Annotated in this window: 16 protein-coding genes and 1 pseudogene; 12 read left to right on the top strand and 5 right to left on the bottom strand. The window is 72.9% G+C overall.

Translation table 11 applies throughout. The features are described 5' to 3' along the window. Nucleotides 1-66: 66 nt before the first annotated feature. Nucleotides 67-546: a DUF6232 family protein gene (locus tag ABZV00_RS15630; protein WP_355606250.1), complete on the bottom strand. Its 480-nt coding sequence runs from the start codon at nucleotides 544-546 to the stop codon at nucleotides 67-69. 98 nt (nucleotides 547-644) lie between these two features. Between ABZV00_RS15630 and ABZV00_RS15625 the strand changes: the two genes are divergently transcribed. From ABZV00_RS15625 to ABZV00_RS15610, 4 genes are all read left to right on the top strand, one after another. After that, the gene (locus ABZV00_RS15625) at nucleotides 645-1418 is read left to right on the top strand and encodes an enoyl-CoA hydratase-related protein (RefSeq protein ID WP_328424289.1); all 774 of its coding nucleotides are present in this window, start codon (nucleotides 645-647) and stop codon (nucleotides 1416-1418) included. Between the two features lie 116 nt (nucleotides 1419-1534). Further along, entirely contained in the window at nucleotides 1535-3157 is a 1623-nt protein-coding gene (locus ABZV00_RS15620; RefSeq protein WP_355606247.1) for an acetolactate synthase, read from the top strand. Between the two features lie 167 nt (nucleotides 3158-3324). Then, nucleotides 3325-4296, top strand: a complete 972-nt coding sequence (locus tag ABZV00_RS15615; protein WP_355606244.1) for an ATP-binding cassette domain-containing protein — start codon at nucleotides 3325-3327, stop codon at nucleotides 4294-4296. Then, entirely contained in the window at nucleotides 4293-5102 is an 810-nt protein-coding gene (locus tag ABZV00_RS15610; protein WP_355606241.1) for an ABC transporter permease, read from the top strand. Before ABZV00_RS15615 ends, ABZV00_RS15610 begins: the two co-directional genes overlap by 4 nt. A gap of 45 nt (nucleotides 5103-5147) precedes the next feature. Here ABZV00_RS15610 and ABZV00_RS15605 read toward each other — a convergent pair whose 3' ends face one another. Genes ABZV00_RS15605 through ABZV00_RS15595 form a run of 3 tightly spaced genes read right to left on the bottom strand, consistent with a single transcriptional unit; the run spans nucleotide 5148 to nucleotide 6324 of the window. After that, nucleotides 5148-5564, bottom strand: coding sequence for a PLD nuclease N-terminal domain-containing protein (locus tag ABZV00_RS15605; protein WP_355606238.1), 417 nt, complete (start codon nucleotides 5562-5564; stop codon nucleotides 5148-5150). A gap of 27 nt (nucleotides 5565-5591) precedes the next feature. Beyond that, nucleotides 5592-5897 (bottom strand): DUF202 domain-containing protein, encoded by a 306-nt coding sequence (locus ABZV00_RS15600; RefSeq protein WP_355606235.1) that lies wholly within the window; start codon nucleotides 5895-5897, stop codon nucleotides 5592-5594. 34 nt (nucleotides 5898-5931) lie between these two features. After that, entirely contained in the window at nucleotides 5932-6324 is a 393-nt protein-coding gene (locus ABZV00_RS15595) for a DUF202 domain-containing protein (protein WP_355606232.1), read from the bottom strand. 41 nt (nucleotides 6325-6365) lie between these two features. On the opposite strand from ABZV00_RS15595, the gene ABZV00_RS15590 reads away from it, so the two are divergent. From ABZV00_RS15590 to ABZV00_RS15575, 4 genes are all read left to right on the top strand, one after another. Next, entirely contained in the window at nucleotides 6366-7163 is a 798-nt protein-coding gene (locus ABZV00_RS15590; protein WP_355606229.1) for a GNAT family N-acetyltransferase, read from the top strand. A 2-nt stretch (nucleotides 7164-7165) separates the two neighbouring features. Continuing rightward, nucleotides 7166-7573: a hypothetical protein gene (locus ABZV00_RS15585; protein WP_355606226.1), complete on the top strand. Its 408-nt coding sequence runs from the start codon at nucleotides 7166-7168 to the stop codon at nucleotides 7571-7573. A 198-nt stretch (nucleotides 7574-7771) separates the two neighbouring features. Further along, nucleotides 7772-8551 (top strand): electron transfer flavoprotein subunit beta/FixA family protein, encoded by a 780-nt coding sequence (locus ABZV00_RS15580; protein WP_355606223.1) that lies wholly within the window; start codon nucleotides 7772-7774, stop codon nucleotides 8549-8551. Between the two features lie 14 nt (nucleotides 8552-8565). Next, nucleotides 8566-9525, top strand: coding sequence for an electron transfer flavoprotein subunit alpha/FixB family protein (locus ABZV00_RS15575; RefSeq protein ID WP_355606221.1), 960 nt, complete (start codon nucleotides 8566-8568; stop codon nucleotides 9523-9525). A 133-nt stretch (nucleotides 9526-9658) separates the two neighbouring features. Here ABZV00_RS15575 and ABZV00_RS15570 read toward each other — a convergent pair. Further along, a pseudogene (locus ABZV00_RS15570) lies at nucleotides 9659-9937 on the bottom strand (anti-sigma factor); the annotation flags it as partial. A 188-nt stretch (nucleotides 9938-10125) separates the two neighbouring features. On the opposite strand from ABZV00_RS15570, the gene ABZV00_RS15565 reads away from it, so the two are divergent. From ABZV00_RS15565 to ABZV00_RS15550, 4 genes are all read left to right on the top strand, one after another. Further along, a complete protein-coding gene (locus ABZV00_RS15565) occupies nucleotides 10126-11301 on the top strand; it encodes a cysteine desulfurase family protein (RefSeq protein ID WP_355606218.1) in 1176 nt (391 codons plus the stop codon). Between the two features lie 180 nt (nucleotides 11302-11481). Beyond that, nucleotides 11482-12555, top strand: a complete 1074-nt coding sequence (mnmA, locus tag ABZV00_RS15560; RefSeq protein ID WP_328424318.1) for a tRNA 2-thiouridine(34) synthase MnmA — start codon at nucleotides 11482-11484, stop codon at nucleotides 12553-12555. Between the two features lie 75 nt (nucleotides 12556-12630). Further along, nucleotides 12631-13635: a methionine synthase gene (locus ABZV00_RS15555; protein WP_355606215.1), complete on the top strand. Its 1005-nt coding sequence runs from the start codon at nucleotides 12631-12633 to the stop codon at nucleotides 13633-13635. A 36-nt stretch (nucleotides 13636-13671) separates the two neighbouring features. Further along, the gene (locus ABZV00_RS15550) at nucleotides 13672-14037 is read left to right on the top strand and encodes a VOC family protein (RefSeq protein ID WP_355606399.1); all 366 of its coding nucleotides are present in this window, start codon (nucleotides 13672-13674) and stop codon (nucleotides 14035-14037) included. The last annotated feature ends 23 nt before the right edge of the window (nucleotides 14038-14060 follow it).

Below are 14060 nucleotides of genomic sequence, written 5' to 3'. Positions count from 1 at the left end.
TCGGCTGTCGGCCGTGGGACGTCGTCGAGCTGCCGGACGAGCCGATCCGGTTCTGAGCGTGGGCCGCTATCGGCGGCTGGTCGGGCGGACCGGGTTGTTGTGCTCGACCGCGCGCTGCACCGCCCGGTAGATCTGCCCGAAGCGCAGCGCGTCGCCGGTGCACAGCAGCCGTACCGGCTGGCCGCGCCAGCGCGCCCAGATCTCCAGTTGCCGGCTGCCCCGGGCATACGAGCGGTCCAGGTGTTCGAAGAGGAAGTCGGCGACCGGCCCGACGGCCAGCCCGACCAGCACCGAGGCGCCGACGATCGCGATCGTCACGGTGGGCGAGCGGTGCAGCCAGACGGCCACGCCGATGCCGAGCACGGCCGCGATCAGCGGACCGGCCAGCGCGGCGCCGATCGCGCCCCGCCCGACGAGCACCCGCCAGGAGCGGCTGCCCCGGCGGTGCCAGATCATGCTGATGTCGGCCAGCGCGTAGCTGCGGCCGTCCACCCGAACTGCGGTGGAGGTGACCCGGACCGACTTGTCGTCGTAATAAGTGATCATCGCTGGACTCCCGCCCGCGGGGCTGACACCAGACTACTTACCCCAACGAGCCGGGTCGTAAGGTTGGCACGCGACTTCGACGAGGAAGTGAGGGCAGCGTGGGCGAGTTCGTTCGGCTGGAGACCAAGGACGGCATCGGCACCATCCGGCTGGAGCGGCCGCCGATGAACGCGCTCAACACCCAGGTGCAGGAGGAGTTGCGCGCCGCCGCCACGGCGGCCACCGACGACCCCGAGGTCCGCGCCGTCATCGTGTACGGCGGGGAGAAGGTCTTCGCCGCCGGTGCGGACATCAAGCAGATGGCCGAGATGTCCTACGTGGACATGGCCGAGCGAGCCGCGAACCTGTCCAGCGCGCTCGGCGCGATCGCCCGGATCCCCAAGCCGGTCGTCGCCGCGATCACCGGCTACGCCCTCGGCGGGGGCTGCGAGTTGGCGCTGGCCTGCGACTGGCGGGTGGTGGCCGAGGACGCCAAGCTCGGCCAGCCGGAGATCAAGCTGGGCATCATCCCCGGCGCGGGCGGCACCCAGCGGCTGGCCCGCCTGGTCGGCCCGGCCCGGGCCAAGGATCTGATCATGTCCGGGCGGATGGTGGACGCGCAGGAGGCGCTGCGGATCGGCCTGGCCGACCGCGTCGTCCCGGCCGCCGAGGTCTACGACGCGGCGGTCGCGCTGGTCACGCCGTACCTGAACGGGCCGATGCAGGCCCTGCGGGCGGCGAAGCTGGCGGTCGACGGCGGCCTGGACATGGACCTGAACTCGGGCCTGGCCTGGGAGAGTCAGCTCTTCGCGGCGCTGTTCGCCACGGACGACCGGCGCGAGGGCATGGCGGCCTTCGTCGAGAAGCGCAAGCCGGGCTTCACCGGCCGCTGAGCGGACGGGGCCGGCGGCACGTGTCGCCGGCCCGACGGTCAGCCGAGAACGGTTCACATTCTGCTTACCGGCCAGTAGCGTGTGGCTTCGGTCATGAGCGACGAAGGGGAGCGGCGATGACGGAGCGGGTCGAAGGTCACGGCGGGGAGCTGGCGCTCGCCGCGCTGCGGGCGTACGGGGTGCGCGAGATGTTCACCCTCTCCGGTGGCCACGTCTTCCCGCTCTACGACGCCGCGCACCGGAACGACTTCCCGATCTACGACGTCCGGCACGAGCAGTCCGCGGTCTTCGCCGCCGAGGCGGTGGCCAAGCTCCAGCGCCGTCCCGGCCTCGCCGTGCTCACCGCCGGTCCCGGTGTCACCAACGGCATCTCCGGCATGACCAGCGCCTACTTCAACGCCTCCCCGGTGCTGGTGCTCGGGGGCCGGGCGCCGGCGTTCCGCTGGGGCTCGGGCAGCCTCCAGGAGATGGACCACCTGCCGCTGGTCGCCCCGGTCACCAAGCACGCCGAGACGGTGTTCAGCACCGACGACATCCCGCGCGCGGTGGGCGCCGCCCTCACCGCCGCGCTCACCCCGCACCGCGGGCCGGCCTTCCTCGACTTCCCACTGGAGACGGTCTTCTCCGTCGCCGAGGCCGAGGTGCCCGCCCCGACCGGCATCGACCCCGTCGCGCCGGACCCGGACGAGGTTGCCCGGGCCGCGTCGCTGATCGCCAGCGCGCAGCGGCCGGTCATCATCGCCGGCTCCGACGTGTACGCCGGCGACGCGGTGGCCGCTCTGCGCGAGGCGGCCGAGGCGTTGCAGGTGCCGGTCTTCACCAACGGCATGGGCCGCGGCTCGCTCCCGCCGGAGCACCCGCTCGCCTTCGCCAAGGCGCGCCGGGCCGCGCTCTCCGGCGCGGACGTGGTCGTGGTGGTCGGCACCCCGCTCGACTTCCGGCTCAGCTTCGGTGACTTCGGCGACGCCAAGGTGGTGCACATCGTCGACGCGCCCAGCCAGCGGGCCGGGCACGTGCAGCCGGCCGCCGCTCCCGCCGGCGACCTACGCCTGATCCTTTCCGCGCTGGCCGACCACGCCGGTGACCGGGCCGACCACAGCGGCTGGATCGCCGACCTGCGCGCCGCCGAGGACGCCGCCCGGGCCCGCGACGCGGCGGAGATGGCCGCCGAGACCGACCCGATCCGGCCGGCCCGGATCTATGGCGAGCTGCGCCGGGTGCTGGCCCGTGACGCGATCACCATCGGCGACGGTGGCGACTTCGTCTCGTACGCCGGGCGGTACCTGGAGCCGGCCCAACCCGGCACCTGGCTGGACCCGGGTCCGTACGGCTGCCTGGGCACCGGCATGGGCTACGCGATGGGCGCCCGGGTCAGCCACCCGGACCGGCAGATCTGCGTGTTGATGGGCGACGGCGCCGCCGGCTTCTCGCTGATGGACGTCGAGTCGCTGGTCCGCCAGAAGCTGCCGGTGGTGATCGTGGTCGGCAACAACGGCATTTGGGGGTTGGAGAAGCACCCGATGCAGGCCATGTACGGCTACGACGTGGCCGCCGACCTCCAGCCGGAGCTGCGCTACGACACGGTGGTCAGCGCCCTCGGCGGTGCGGGGGAGACGGTCGCCAAGGCCGCCGACCTGGGTCCGGCGTTGCAACGGGCGTTCGACGCCGGAGTGCCGTACCTGGTCAACGTGCTCACCGACCCGACCGACGCGTACCCCCGGTCGTCGAACCTGGCCTGAGTCGCACCTGCCGCCGCCGTCGCCCGCCCAGCGGGCGGCGGCGCGGTCTTTCCGCAGCTAAATCAGCGGAATGTCAGCGCCGATCGTCGTAACGTCAGCCCGGGATCGGCGGGCTGTCAGCCCTGTCGCCCATGGTGGTGCCACCACCGAAGACGACAGGAGTTGCGATGGACTACGCGGTCCGCGCCGAGGGTCTGGTGCGTCGCTTCGGCGCCACCACCGCTCTCGCCGGCGTTGATCTGGCGGTCCCGACCGGGACCGTCTTCGGCCTGCTCGGGCCGAACGGCGCCGGCAAGACCACGGCCGTACGGGTGCTCGCCACCCTGCTGCGCCCCGACGAGGGGCACGCCACCGTCGGTGGGTTCGACGTGGTCCGCGAGGCCCACCAGGTGCGCCAGTTGGTCGGCCTGACCGGCCAGTACGCCTCGGTCGACGAGACTCTGACCGGCGCGGAGAATCTGCTGCTGATCGGCCGGCTGCTCGGGCTGAGCCGGGCCGACGCCAGGCTGCGCGCCCGCCAACTGCTCGCCGACTTCCAGCTCAGCGACGCCGCCGACCGGGCCGCCAAGACCTACTCCGGCGGCATGCGGCGTCGACTGGACCTCGCCGCCAGCCTGGTCGGCCGGCCGCAGGTGCTCTTCCTCGACGAGCCGACCACCGGCCTGGACCCGCGCAGTCGCAACGACCTGTGGGACATCGTCCGCACCCTGGTCTCCGACGGGGTGACGGTGCTGCTCACCACGCAGTACCTGGAGGAGGCCGATCAGCTCGCCGGGGAGATCGCGGTGGTCGACCACGGCCGGGTGATCGCCCAGGGCACGCCCGAGGAGCTGAAGGCCAAGACCGGCGGGCAGACCCTGACCGTGCGACCGGCCGAGCTCACCGACCTGGGCACCGTGGTCGCCATCGCTGGCGAGGTGTCCGGCGTGACCCCCGAGGTGGCCCAGAACGCCGTCACCGTCGCGGTGAACGACCCCAGCGTGCTGCCCGCGGTGGTGAGTCGCCTCGACGCCGCCGACATTCCGGTCGCCGAGCTGGCGCTGCGCGGCGCCAGCCTGGACGAGGTCTTCCTCTCCCTCACCGGCCACCGGGCCGAGGACGCCCCGGCCGACACCGACCTGGAAAGGACCTCGGCATGACCGCCGCCACTCTCACCCCTGCGCGGACGCCGGCCCGCCGGCTCGGTCCCGCCGCCGGGCTGCGGCACACGTTCACGCTGGCCTGGCGCAGCCTGGTGCAGATCAAGCACAACCCGATGGAGCTGCTCGACCTGAGCATCCAGCCGGTGATGTTCGTGCTGCTGTTCACCTACGTCTTCGGCACCGCCATCGCCGGCTCGTCCGGCGAGTACCTCACCTTCATGCTGCCCGGCATCATGGTGCAGAACGCGCTCTTCGCCACCATGACCACCGGGTTCGGGCTGAACAACGACCTCACCAAGGGCGTCTTCGACCGGCTCCGGGCGCTGCCCATCGCCCGGTGGGCGCCGCTGGCCGGTCGGATCCTCGCCGACACCGTCAAGCAGGCCTGGTCGATCGCGCTGCTGCTCGGCGTCGGGGCGATCCTGGGCTTCCGCGTCGGCAACGGGCTGCTCGGGGTGGTCGGGGCGTTCGCGCTGCTGCTGGCGTTCACGCTGGCCGCGTCCTGGATCTCGGTGCTGGTCGGGGTGCTGGTGAGCGAACCGGACAAGGTGCAGATCTTCGGCTTCATGGTGATCTTCCCGTTGACCTTCACCAGCAACATCTTCGTGCCCACCGACCGGATGCCGGGCTGGTTGCAGAACTGGGTGGAGGTCAACCCGGTGACCGTGGTGGCCGACGCGCTGCGCGGGCTCCTGGTCGGCGGGCCGGTGGCCGGCCCGGTGCTCCAGACGCTGCTCTGGGGCTTCGGCATCGCGGTGATCTTCGCGCCGCTGGCGGTGCGTGGGCTCAAGCGTCGGGTCTGACCCGCAGCGGCCCGGTCGCCGGCACCGGCGCGGCCGGGCCGGTGCTCACACCTCCGGCCGGTCACCCTCACGCGGCGGATCACTGTCGCGTCGGCGCAGGTCGTCCTCGCGCCGGCGTAGGTCTTCCTCCCAGCGGTGGAAGAGCTCCTGGTCCTGCTGTTGGGCGCGGTCCTGCATCGAGCGGAGGAACTCCGGGTCGTCGTCCGGGGCGAGCGGGCGGGGGCGCTGCCGCCCGGTGCGGCCGTTGCTGGCCGGCCCGGCCGTGCGGGTCCCGGCGCTGGGCTCTCGGCCGGCGAGGAACCAGGCGATCGAACCGATCAGCGGGAAGAACAGGATGATCAGCACCCAGGCGATCCGGGGCAGGGCACGGATCTGGCCCTCCTCGGCGGAGAGACAGCTGATCAGCGCGCAGACCGCGAGGACGATCTGCACCAGGAAGAGGAGTACGCCAAGCCGGGCCATACGCCTATCATGGCGCACCCTGTCCCGTCACCACAGTCGGCGAACCACCAGCAGCACACCCAGCAGTGCGAGCCCGACGGTGGCCAGCGCGACCAGGGGCAGCGTGCGGCCGCCGGTGCGCGCCGGCCCGGTGCCGGTGGCCCGGGGCCAGCAGAGCACGAGCACGGCCCCCCAGACCATCACGGTTGCGCCGGCGATCAGCGCCCCGGTCGGGTCGCCGGTCGACCCCAGCCGGACGGCCAGCGCGGTCACCACGGTCAGTGCCAGCGCGGTGCGCCGCCAGGCCAGCCGGGTCCGCTCCGGTTGCAGCCCCGGGTCGCGCCCGGCGGTCACCGGCCGACCCCCGGCCTTGGGCGCGGGCCGCCGGTCACGATTCGCCGACCGCCCGGATCAGCACCGCGACCACCAGCAGCACGGCGCCGGCTCCGATGGCGAGGGCGAGGATGGCGGGGAAGCGGGAGGCGGGCAGCTCCTGGCCGAGCCGGATGGCCCGTTCGGTACGCGCCCAGTGGTCCACGGCGCGGACCGCGACGGCGCCGCCGAGCAGCAGCAGCGCGACCGCGATCACCTCCCGCAGGTGGGTCAGCGGCAGCGGCGGCAGGAACTGCGCGGCGGCCAGCCCGCCGCCGACCAGCGCCAGGCCGGTACGCAGCCAGGCCAGGAAGGTGCGCTCGTTGGCCAGGGAGAACCGGTAGTCCGGTGGCTCGCCGACCGAGCGTAGGTCCGCCGGGTCGAACCACCGCCTGATCGCCTCCCACACGCTGCCAATTATCCGCTTCCCCTCCGGCTTAGCCTGGGGCGGTGACCGATCTCGACGTGATGACGCTGCGTACCGCCTATGACAACCAACTCCGCCCGGAGATCCCGGACCCGGTGCCAGCCGGGGTGACGGTGGAGCGGGACGGGCCGCTGGTCCGGATCATCGGCCTCGACGCCGGCGGGTTCCTCACCTACCGCAACCTCGGCGGGTTGACCGGGGACGAGCTGGACGCGCTGATCGCCCGGCAGGTGGAGCTGTTCCGCCAGCGCGGCCAGTCGGTGGAGTGGAAGCTCAACGAGCACGACGAGCCAGCGGACCTGGCGGACCGCCTGCGCGCCGCCGGGTTCGTGGCGGAGGACCGGGAGACCGTGGTGGTCGGCCCGGTCGCGCCGCTGGCGGCCGCGCTGCCGGTCGCCCCCGAGGGGGTACGCCTGCGTGAGGTGACCAGCCCGGCCGACCTGGAGCGGATCGCCGCCATGGAGGAGGAGGTCTGGCAGGAGGACCGCTCGCACCTCGTCACGGGGCTGGCCAAGGAGATTGACGCCGACCCGCACTCGATCACGGTGGTGGTGGCCGAGGCGGGCGAGACGGTGGTGAGCGCCGGCTGGGTGCGTTTCCCGGCGAACACCGGCTTCGCCACCCTCTGGGGCGGATCCACCCTGCCGCAGTGGCGTCGCAAGGGCATCTACCGGGCGCTGGTTACCTATCGGGCCCGGCTGGCCGACCAGCGGGACCGGACGCTGCTGCAGGTCGACGCATCCGAGGACAGCCGGCCGATCCTCCAGCGGCTCGGCCTCGTCCCGGTCACCACCACCACCCCGTACGTCTACACTCCGTGATCATGGAGCAGCGGTTGACGGAAGATGAGCGGCTGACCCTCAAGACCGGTGTCTTTGGCGCCGTGTTCCTGGTCTCCAACGCCGCCCCGGGCATGTTGGGGGTGATCCGGGAGAGCTTCGCCGCCTCCGGCGCGCTGGCCGACGCCAGCGGGGTCGTCAAGGATGCGCTGACCAGCGGTCCGCTGCCCCGGCTGCCCCGGGACTCCCAGCTGGAGATCGAGTCGGTGGTGCTGCCGGCGCTCGGTCAGGCGGTGCGGATCCTGCGGGAGAAGTCGCCGGCGGACGTCGAGGCGTACCGAGAGGTGGTGCTGACCGCGGCGGACCGGGTGGCCCGGGCGCACGACGGGGTGGCCCCGGCGGAGGCCGCGGCCATCGACCGGATCCGGGGCGCGCTGGCCGGACCGGCCTGAGCAGGCGGCGGCCCCGGCGACATCGGTGAGCTGTGTCACTCTGAGTGCCCCGGGGCCCGCAACCTACTGGCAGGTAACATTGCGCCGTGGGCAACTGCACAGCAGCCCGCGGTTGACCGGGCGTCGACCGACGCGCGAGGCTGCGCCCGAGACCGGGCGAGCGAATCGCATCACCACACAGGAGGGTCGTCGAACGCGATGAATATCGTCGTACTCGTCAAGCAGGTGCCTGATTCGGGCGCGGACCGCAACCTGCGCAATGACGACAACACCGTCGACCGCGGTTCGGCGAACAACGTGATCAACGAGATGGACGAGTACGCCATCGAGGAGGCGCTGAAGATCAAGGAGGCGCACGGTGGCGAGGTCACCATCCTGACCATGGGTCCGGACCGGGCGACCGAGTCGATCCGCAAGGCGCTCTCCATGGGCCCGGACAAGGCCGTGCACGTGGTGGACGACGCCCTGCACGGTTCCTGCGCGGTCGCCACCTCGAAGGTGCTCGCCGCCGCGCTCGGTCAGCTCAACGCCGACCTGGTGATCTGCGGCGCGGAGTCCACCGACGGTCGGGTCCAGGTCATGCCGCACATGCTCGCCGAGCGGCTCGGCGTCGCGGCGCTCACCGGCGCCCGCAAGCTCACCGTCGACGGCGGCACGCTGACCGTCGAGCGGCAGACCGAGGAGGGCTACGAGGTCGTCACCGCCTCCACCCCGGCCGTGGTCTCCGTCTGGGACACCATCAACGAGCCGCGCTACCCCTCCTTCAAGGGCATCATGGCCGCCAAGAAGAAGCCGGTGCAGACGTTCTCCCTGGCCGACCTCGGCGTCGCACCGACCGAGGTGGGCTTCGACGGCGCCACCAGCGCCGTGGTCGAGCACACCAAGCGCCCGCCGCGCTCCGGCGGCGCCAAGATCACCGACGAGGGCGAGGGCGGCGTCAAGCTGGTCGAGTTCCTCGCTACCGAGAAGTTCGTGTGAGAGCGGGTCTGGACATGTCTGAGGTTCTCGTCGTCGTCGAAGCCACCAAGGAATTCGGCGTCAAGAAGGTCACCCTGGAGATGCTCACCCTCGCCCGCGAGCTGGGCACGCCCAGCGCGGTCGTGCTCGGCGGCGCTGGTGCGGTCGAGGCGCTGAGCGGCAAGCTGGGCGAGTACGGCGCGGAGAAGATCTACGCGGCCGAGGGTGACGAGATCGACGGCTACCTGGTGGCCCCCAAGGCCACCGTGCTGGCCGAGCTGGTCAAGCGGGTGCAGCCCGCCGCCGTGCTGCTGGCCTCGGCGCAGGAGGGCAAGGAGATCGCCGCCCGGCTCGCCGTCAAGCTGGAGAACGGCATCCTGACCGACGTGGTCGGCCTGGCCGCCGACGGCACCGCCACCCAGATCGCCTTCGCCGGCTCCACCATCGTCAAGTCCAAGGTCACCAAGGGCCTGCCGCTGGTCACCGTCCGGCCCAACTCGGTCACCCCGACCGCGGCGGCGGCCACCCCGACGATCGAGCAGCTCACGGTGTCGGTCACCGACAGCGACAAGCTGGCCAAGGTCGTCGAGCGGGTCGCCGAGCAGAAGGGCTCCCGCCCCGAGCTGACCGAGGCCGGCGTGGTCGTCTCCGGCGGTCGCGGTGTCGGCAACGCGGACAACTTCAAGCTGGTCGAGGAGCTGGCCGACCTGCTCGGCGGCGCCGTCGGCGCGTCCCGCGCGGCGGTCGACTCCGGCTTCTACCCACACCAGTTCCAGGTGGGCCAGACCGGCAAGACGGTCTCCCCGCAGCTCTACGTCGCGCTCGGCATCTCCGGTGCCATCCAGCACCGGGCCGGCATGCAGACCTCGAAGACCATCGTCGCGGTCAACAAGGACGGCGAGGCGCCGATCTTCGAGCTGGCCGACTTCGGCGTGGTGGGCGACTTGTTCAAGATCGTCCCGCAGGCCGCCGAGGAGATCCGCAAGCGCAAGTGACCGGCCCGGGGCTGCCGCCCGGTGGCACCCCCGGCACCGCACGACGAACAGTGGCCGCCCGAGTGGGCGGCCACTTTCGTGCTCGCGGAAGGGGAGCTGATCGGCGGGCCGGGGAGCTGAGCCGGCCCGCCGATCAGCCCGTCAGGGTGCCCCTCAGCAGGCTGTCGCCGGAGTGGGCGGGCTTGTTGTCGTACTGCTCGGCGGAGACGTCGACCACCGAGTAGGAGCGCAGGTCGACGTTCGGGGGCAGGGACAGCAGCGCGTCCGGGCCGTCACCGAGGGTGCCGACCGAGAACATCTGCATCGTCGTCGGGTTGATGAGCCAGACCTCGTAGTACCCCGGCACGCGCGGGAGATTCGCCACGTGCAGATGTAGTTGGCCGCCCTGGAAGACCCGGGCGTCACCGTTGGCAGCCGCCCAGCGGGACCAGCCACCGCGCCGGTCTCCCGGATCCGGTCCGGATGCGGGCGGGGACGGGGGAGAGGAACCTCTTCCCGCCCTGGCCGTACCGCGCCGGGCGGGGGCCTCCGGGTCCGGCTGGTCACCGGAGTCCCCTCCGCCATCCGGTCTCCGACCTGTCGGCCGTAGGCTGAACGGTGATGGCTTACCTGGATCATGCGGCGACCACTCCGATGCTCGATGAGGCACTGGAGGCGTACGTCGCCACCGCCCGCGAGGTCGGCAACGCGTCCTCCCTGCACGCGGCGGGTCGCCGTGCCCGCCGCCGGGTCGAAGAGTCGCGCGAGCGGGTGGCCGCCGTCCTGGGCGCCCGGCCCTCCGAGGTGATCTTCACCGGTGGTGGCACGGAGAGCGACAACCTTGCGGTCAAGGGCATCTTCTGGGCCCGCCGGGGAGCCAGCCCCGACCGACGCCGGGTGGTCTCCAGCGCCATCGAGCACCACGCGGTGCTGGACGCGGTGGACTGGCTGGCCCAGCACGAGGGGGCCGAGGTCGGCTGGCTGCCGGTGAACGCCGCCGGTCGACTCGACCCGGAGGACCTGCGCGCCGAGTTGGCAGCGCACACCGACCGGGTGGCCGTGGTCACCGCGATGTGGGCGAACAACGAGGTGGGCACCGTCCAGCCGGTAGCCGAGCTGGCCGCCGTCGCCGCCGAGCACGGCGTGCCGTTCCACACGGACGCCATCCAGGCCGTCGGTCAGGTGCCGGTCGATTTCGCCGCCAGCGGGGTCGCCGCGCTGACCGTCACCGGGCACAAACTGGGCGGTCCGACCGGGGTGGGGGCGCTGCTGCTCGCCCGGGACGTGGCGGCCACGCCGCTGCTGCACGGCGGCGGCCAGGAACGCGACATACGCTCCGGCACCCTGGACACCGCCGGCATCGTCGCCTTCGCGGTCGCCGTCGAAGCGGCCGTGAAGGGCCAGCAGGAGTACGCGGCCCGGGTGGCCGCGCTCCGTGACGACCTGATCGAGCGGGTCCGCCAGGCGGTGCCCGAGGTGATCTACAACGGTGACCCGGTCGACCGGCTGCCCGGCAACGCGCACTTCTCCTTCCCCGGCTGCGAGGGCGACGCCCTGCTGCTCCTGCTCGACGCCCAGGGCATCGCCTGCTCGACGGGCTCGGCCTGCTCGGCCGGGGTGGCCCAGCCCTCGCACGTGCTGCTGGCGATGGGTGCCGACGACGATCGCGCCCGCTCCTCGCTGCGCTTCACCCTCGGCCACACCAGCACCCAGACCGAGATCGACGCCCTCATCGCCGCCCTCCCGGCGGCCGTCGACCGCGCCCGCCGAGCCGCCGCCCACCGCACCCAGCGCTGACCCCCCGCGGCCACCCCTCACACGGTCGATCAGGGGGTCGTGGTGCCCGGAGTGCGATGGCAGGCGGCTTTTGTCCCCCACCACAACTCCATGATCGACGGAGCGGGGGCGGGGTGTTGTGGCGGGGATGGGGGTGGGTTGGGTGGGTGGATAGGCTGGGGGAGGGAAGGGAGTGGGCTGGTGAGGGTGTTGGCGGCTATGTCGGGCGGGGTTGACTCGGCCGTGGCGGCGGCGCGGGCGGTGGCGGCCGGGCACGACGTGACCGGCGTGCACCTGGCGCTTGCTCGCAATCCACAGACCTACCGGACCGGGGCGCGGGGTTGCTGCACCCTGGAGGACTCCCGGGACGCCCGGCGGGCGGCCGACGTGATCGGCATTCCGTTCTACGTCTGGGACATGGCCGACCGGTTCCACGCCGACGTGGTGGACGACTTCGTAGCCGAGTACGCGGCCGGCCGTACGCCGAATCCCTGCCTGCGCTGCAATGAGAAGATCAAGTTCACGGCGGTGCTGGACCGGGCGGTGGCCCTGGGCTTCGACGCGGTGGTGACCGGCCACCACGCCCGGCTCGGCCCGGACGGGCTGCTGCGGCGCAGCGTCGACGTGGCCAAGGACCAGTCGTACGTGCTGGCCGTGCTCACCCGCGAGCAGCTGGACCGGTCGATCTTCCCGCTCGGCGACTCGACCAAGGCGCAGGTCCGCGTGGAGGCCGCCGAGCGTGGCCTGGCGGTGGCCGACAAGCCGGACTCGCACGACATCTGCTTCATCGCCGACGGCGACACCCGTGGCTTCCTGGCTGGCCGGCTCGGTGCGGCGCCCGGCGACGTGGTGGACGCGAGCACCGGCGCGGTGGTCGGCAGCCACACCGGCGCGTACGCGTACACGGTGGGCCAGCGTCGCGGGCTGCACCTGGACCGACCCGCCCCGGACGGCCGGCCGCGCTACGTGCTCTCCATCACGCCGAAGACCAACACGGTGACGGTCGGCCCGGCCGAGGCGCTGGAGGTGTTCCAGGTGCACGCCGAGCGGCCGGTCTGGACCGGTGGCTCGCGTCCGGACGCGCCGGTCGAGTGCGAGGTGCAGCTGCGCGCGCACGGCGAGGTGGTGCCGGCCACCGTGGCCCTCGACGGCGACCGGCTCCACGCCGAGCTGCGTCGGCCGGTACGCGGCGTCGCCGCCGGTCAGGCCGTGGTGGCGTACCGGCCGGACCCGGCCGGCGACGTGGTCCTCGGCTCCGCCACCATCACCGGCTGAGCGGGCCCGCGAGCCGGGGCCGGCGAGGTGGCCGTCGCAGCCCGGGGCATCTGGCGCACCGGATACCCTTCGGCCGTGACAGATCAGGCGTGGCCCTGGCCGGCCGGCGCGGCAACCGGTATCGGTTCGCTGCCCGGCACCGACATCGCCGAGGCCCAGCGGGTGGTCCTCGGCGAGCTTCCGGCGCTGCCCCACCTGCCCGAGCTGCCGGCCCGCGGCCCCGGGGCCGACCTGATCGGTCGTACCGCCGGAGTGCTGGTCGAGCTGCCCGTCGAGCTGTACGCGGGCCGTTGGCGGGTCGCCCCGCGCCCGGGCCGTGACCTGCGCCGTGCGCGCGACCTGCTGGAACGCGATCTGGACCAGCTCGCCGAGCAGGCCGAGGAGTACGCCGGCCCGATCAAGGTGCAGGCCGGTGGCCCGCTCACCCTGGCCGCCGCGCTGGAGTTGCCGATCGGCGGCCGGTTGCTGCGTGACCCCGGCGCGGTCCGTGATCTCACCGACTCCCTCGCCGAGGGGCTACGCGTGCACGTCGCGGCGGTCGCTCGGCAACTGCCGCATGCCTCGGTGCTGCTCCAACTGGACGAGCCGTCGCTGCCGACCGTGCTGGCCGGGCGGGTGCCCACCGAGAGCGGGCTGGGCGCGTACCGGGCGGTGGAGTCGGTGGACGCGGCGGCGCTGCTGCGCACGGTCGTCGAGGCGGTCGGCGTGCCGACCGTGGTGCACTGCTGCGCCCCGGACGTGCCGTTGGAGCTGATCCGGTCGACCGGCGCTGCCGCAGTCGCCCTCGACCTGGGCCTGCTCACCGAGCTGGACCCGCTGGGCGAGGCGATCGACGCCGGCCTCGGGCTGCTGGCCGGGGCCGCGCCGACGCGGCCGCCGTCGACCGGTCCGGCGCCGACCTCCGCCCAGATCGCCGATCGGGTACGCCAGCTCTGGGACCGCCTCGGCTTTCCCCGTCGACAGCTCGCCGAGCAGGTGGTGGTCACCCCGGCCTGTGGCCTCGCCGGCGCCACCCCGGAGTACGCCCGGACGGTGCTGGCCGCCTGCCGGGACGCCGGCCGGCGCCTCGTCGAGGACTGAGGTTTCCTGTCGTAATTGGTGGGCAGGATGAGCGGCATGATTGGACAGCTACGTTCCGTGGTGATCGACTGCCCGGATCCGCGGGCGCTGGCCGCGTTCTACGCGGAGCTGCTCGGCATGCCTCTGGCCGAGGGCGACTCCGACGACGAATGGGTGGTGCTGGGCGGCCCGCCCGGGCAGCAGCCCCGGCTGGCGTTCCAGCGGGCGCTCAACCTGCGTCCGCCGGCCTGGCCTGATCCGGAGCGCCCGCAGCAGTTCCACATCGACGTGACAGTGACCGACGTCGAGGCCGCCGAGAAGGCGGCGCTGGCGCTCGGCGCGCGACGGCTGCCGGGTGAGGGCGACGGCTGGCGGGTCTACGCCGATCCGGCCGGCCACCCGTTCTGCCTCTGCTGGGACTGAGCCTGGCGTGGATCACGGCGGCC

Source organism: Micromonospora sp. NPDC005173 (genome assembly GCF_040608515.1).
In the GTDB taxonomy this organism is placed as follows: Bacteria; Actinomycetota; Actinomycetes; order Mycobacteriales; family Micromonosporaceae; genus Micromonospora.
Note: the sequence above shows the minus strand (reverse complement) of the source record. Positions and strands in the feature narration are given on the sequence as shown.

Coding starts and splice junctions, on each gene's coding strand:
- ABZV00_RS15630 (WP_355606250.1), bottom strand. CDS start 546: ATGATCACTTATTACGACGACAAGTCGGTCCGGGTCACCTCCACCGCA.
- ABZV00_RS15620 (WP_355606247.1), top strand. CDS start 1,535: ATGACGGAGCGGGTCGAAGGTCACGGCGGGGAGCTGGCGCTCGCCGCG.
- ABZV00_RS15615 (WP_355606244.1), top strand. CDS start 3,325: ATGGACTACGCGGTCCGCGCCGAGGGTCTGGTGCGTCGCTTCGGCGCC.
- ABZV00_RS15610 (WP_355606241.1), top strand. CDS start 4,293: ATGACCGCCGCCACTCTCACCCCTGCGCGGACGCCGGCCCGCCGGCTC.
- ABZV00_RS15605 (WP_355606238.1), bottom strand. CDS start 5,564: ATGGCCCGGCTTGGCGTACTCCTCTTCCTGGTGCAGATCGTCCTCGCG.
- ABZV00_RS15585 (WP_355606226.1), top strand. CDS start 7,166: ATGGAGCAGCGGTTGACGGAAGATGAGCGGCTGACCCTCAAGACCGGT.
- ABZV00_RS15580 (WP_355606223.1), top strand. CDS start 7,772: ATGAATATCGTCGTACTCGTCAAGCAGGTGCCTGATTCGGGCGCGGAC.
- ABZV00_RS15575 (WP_355606221.1), top strand. CDS start 8,566: ATGTCTGAGGTTCTCGTCGTCGTCGAAGCCACCAAGGAATTCGGCGTC.
- ABZV00_RS15565 (WP_355606218.1), top strand. CDS start 10,126: ATGGCTTACCTGGATCATGCGGCGACCACTCCGATGCTCGATGAGGCA.
- ABZV00_RS15550 (WP_355606399.1), top strand. CDS start 13,672: ATGATTGGACAGCTACGTTCCGTGGTGATCGACTGCCCGGATCCGCGG.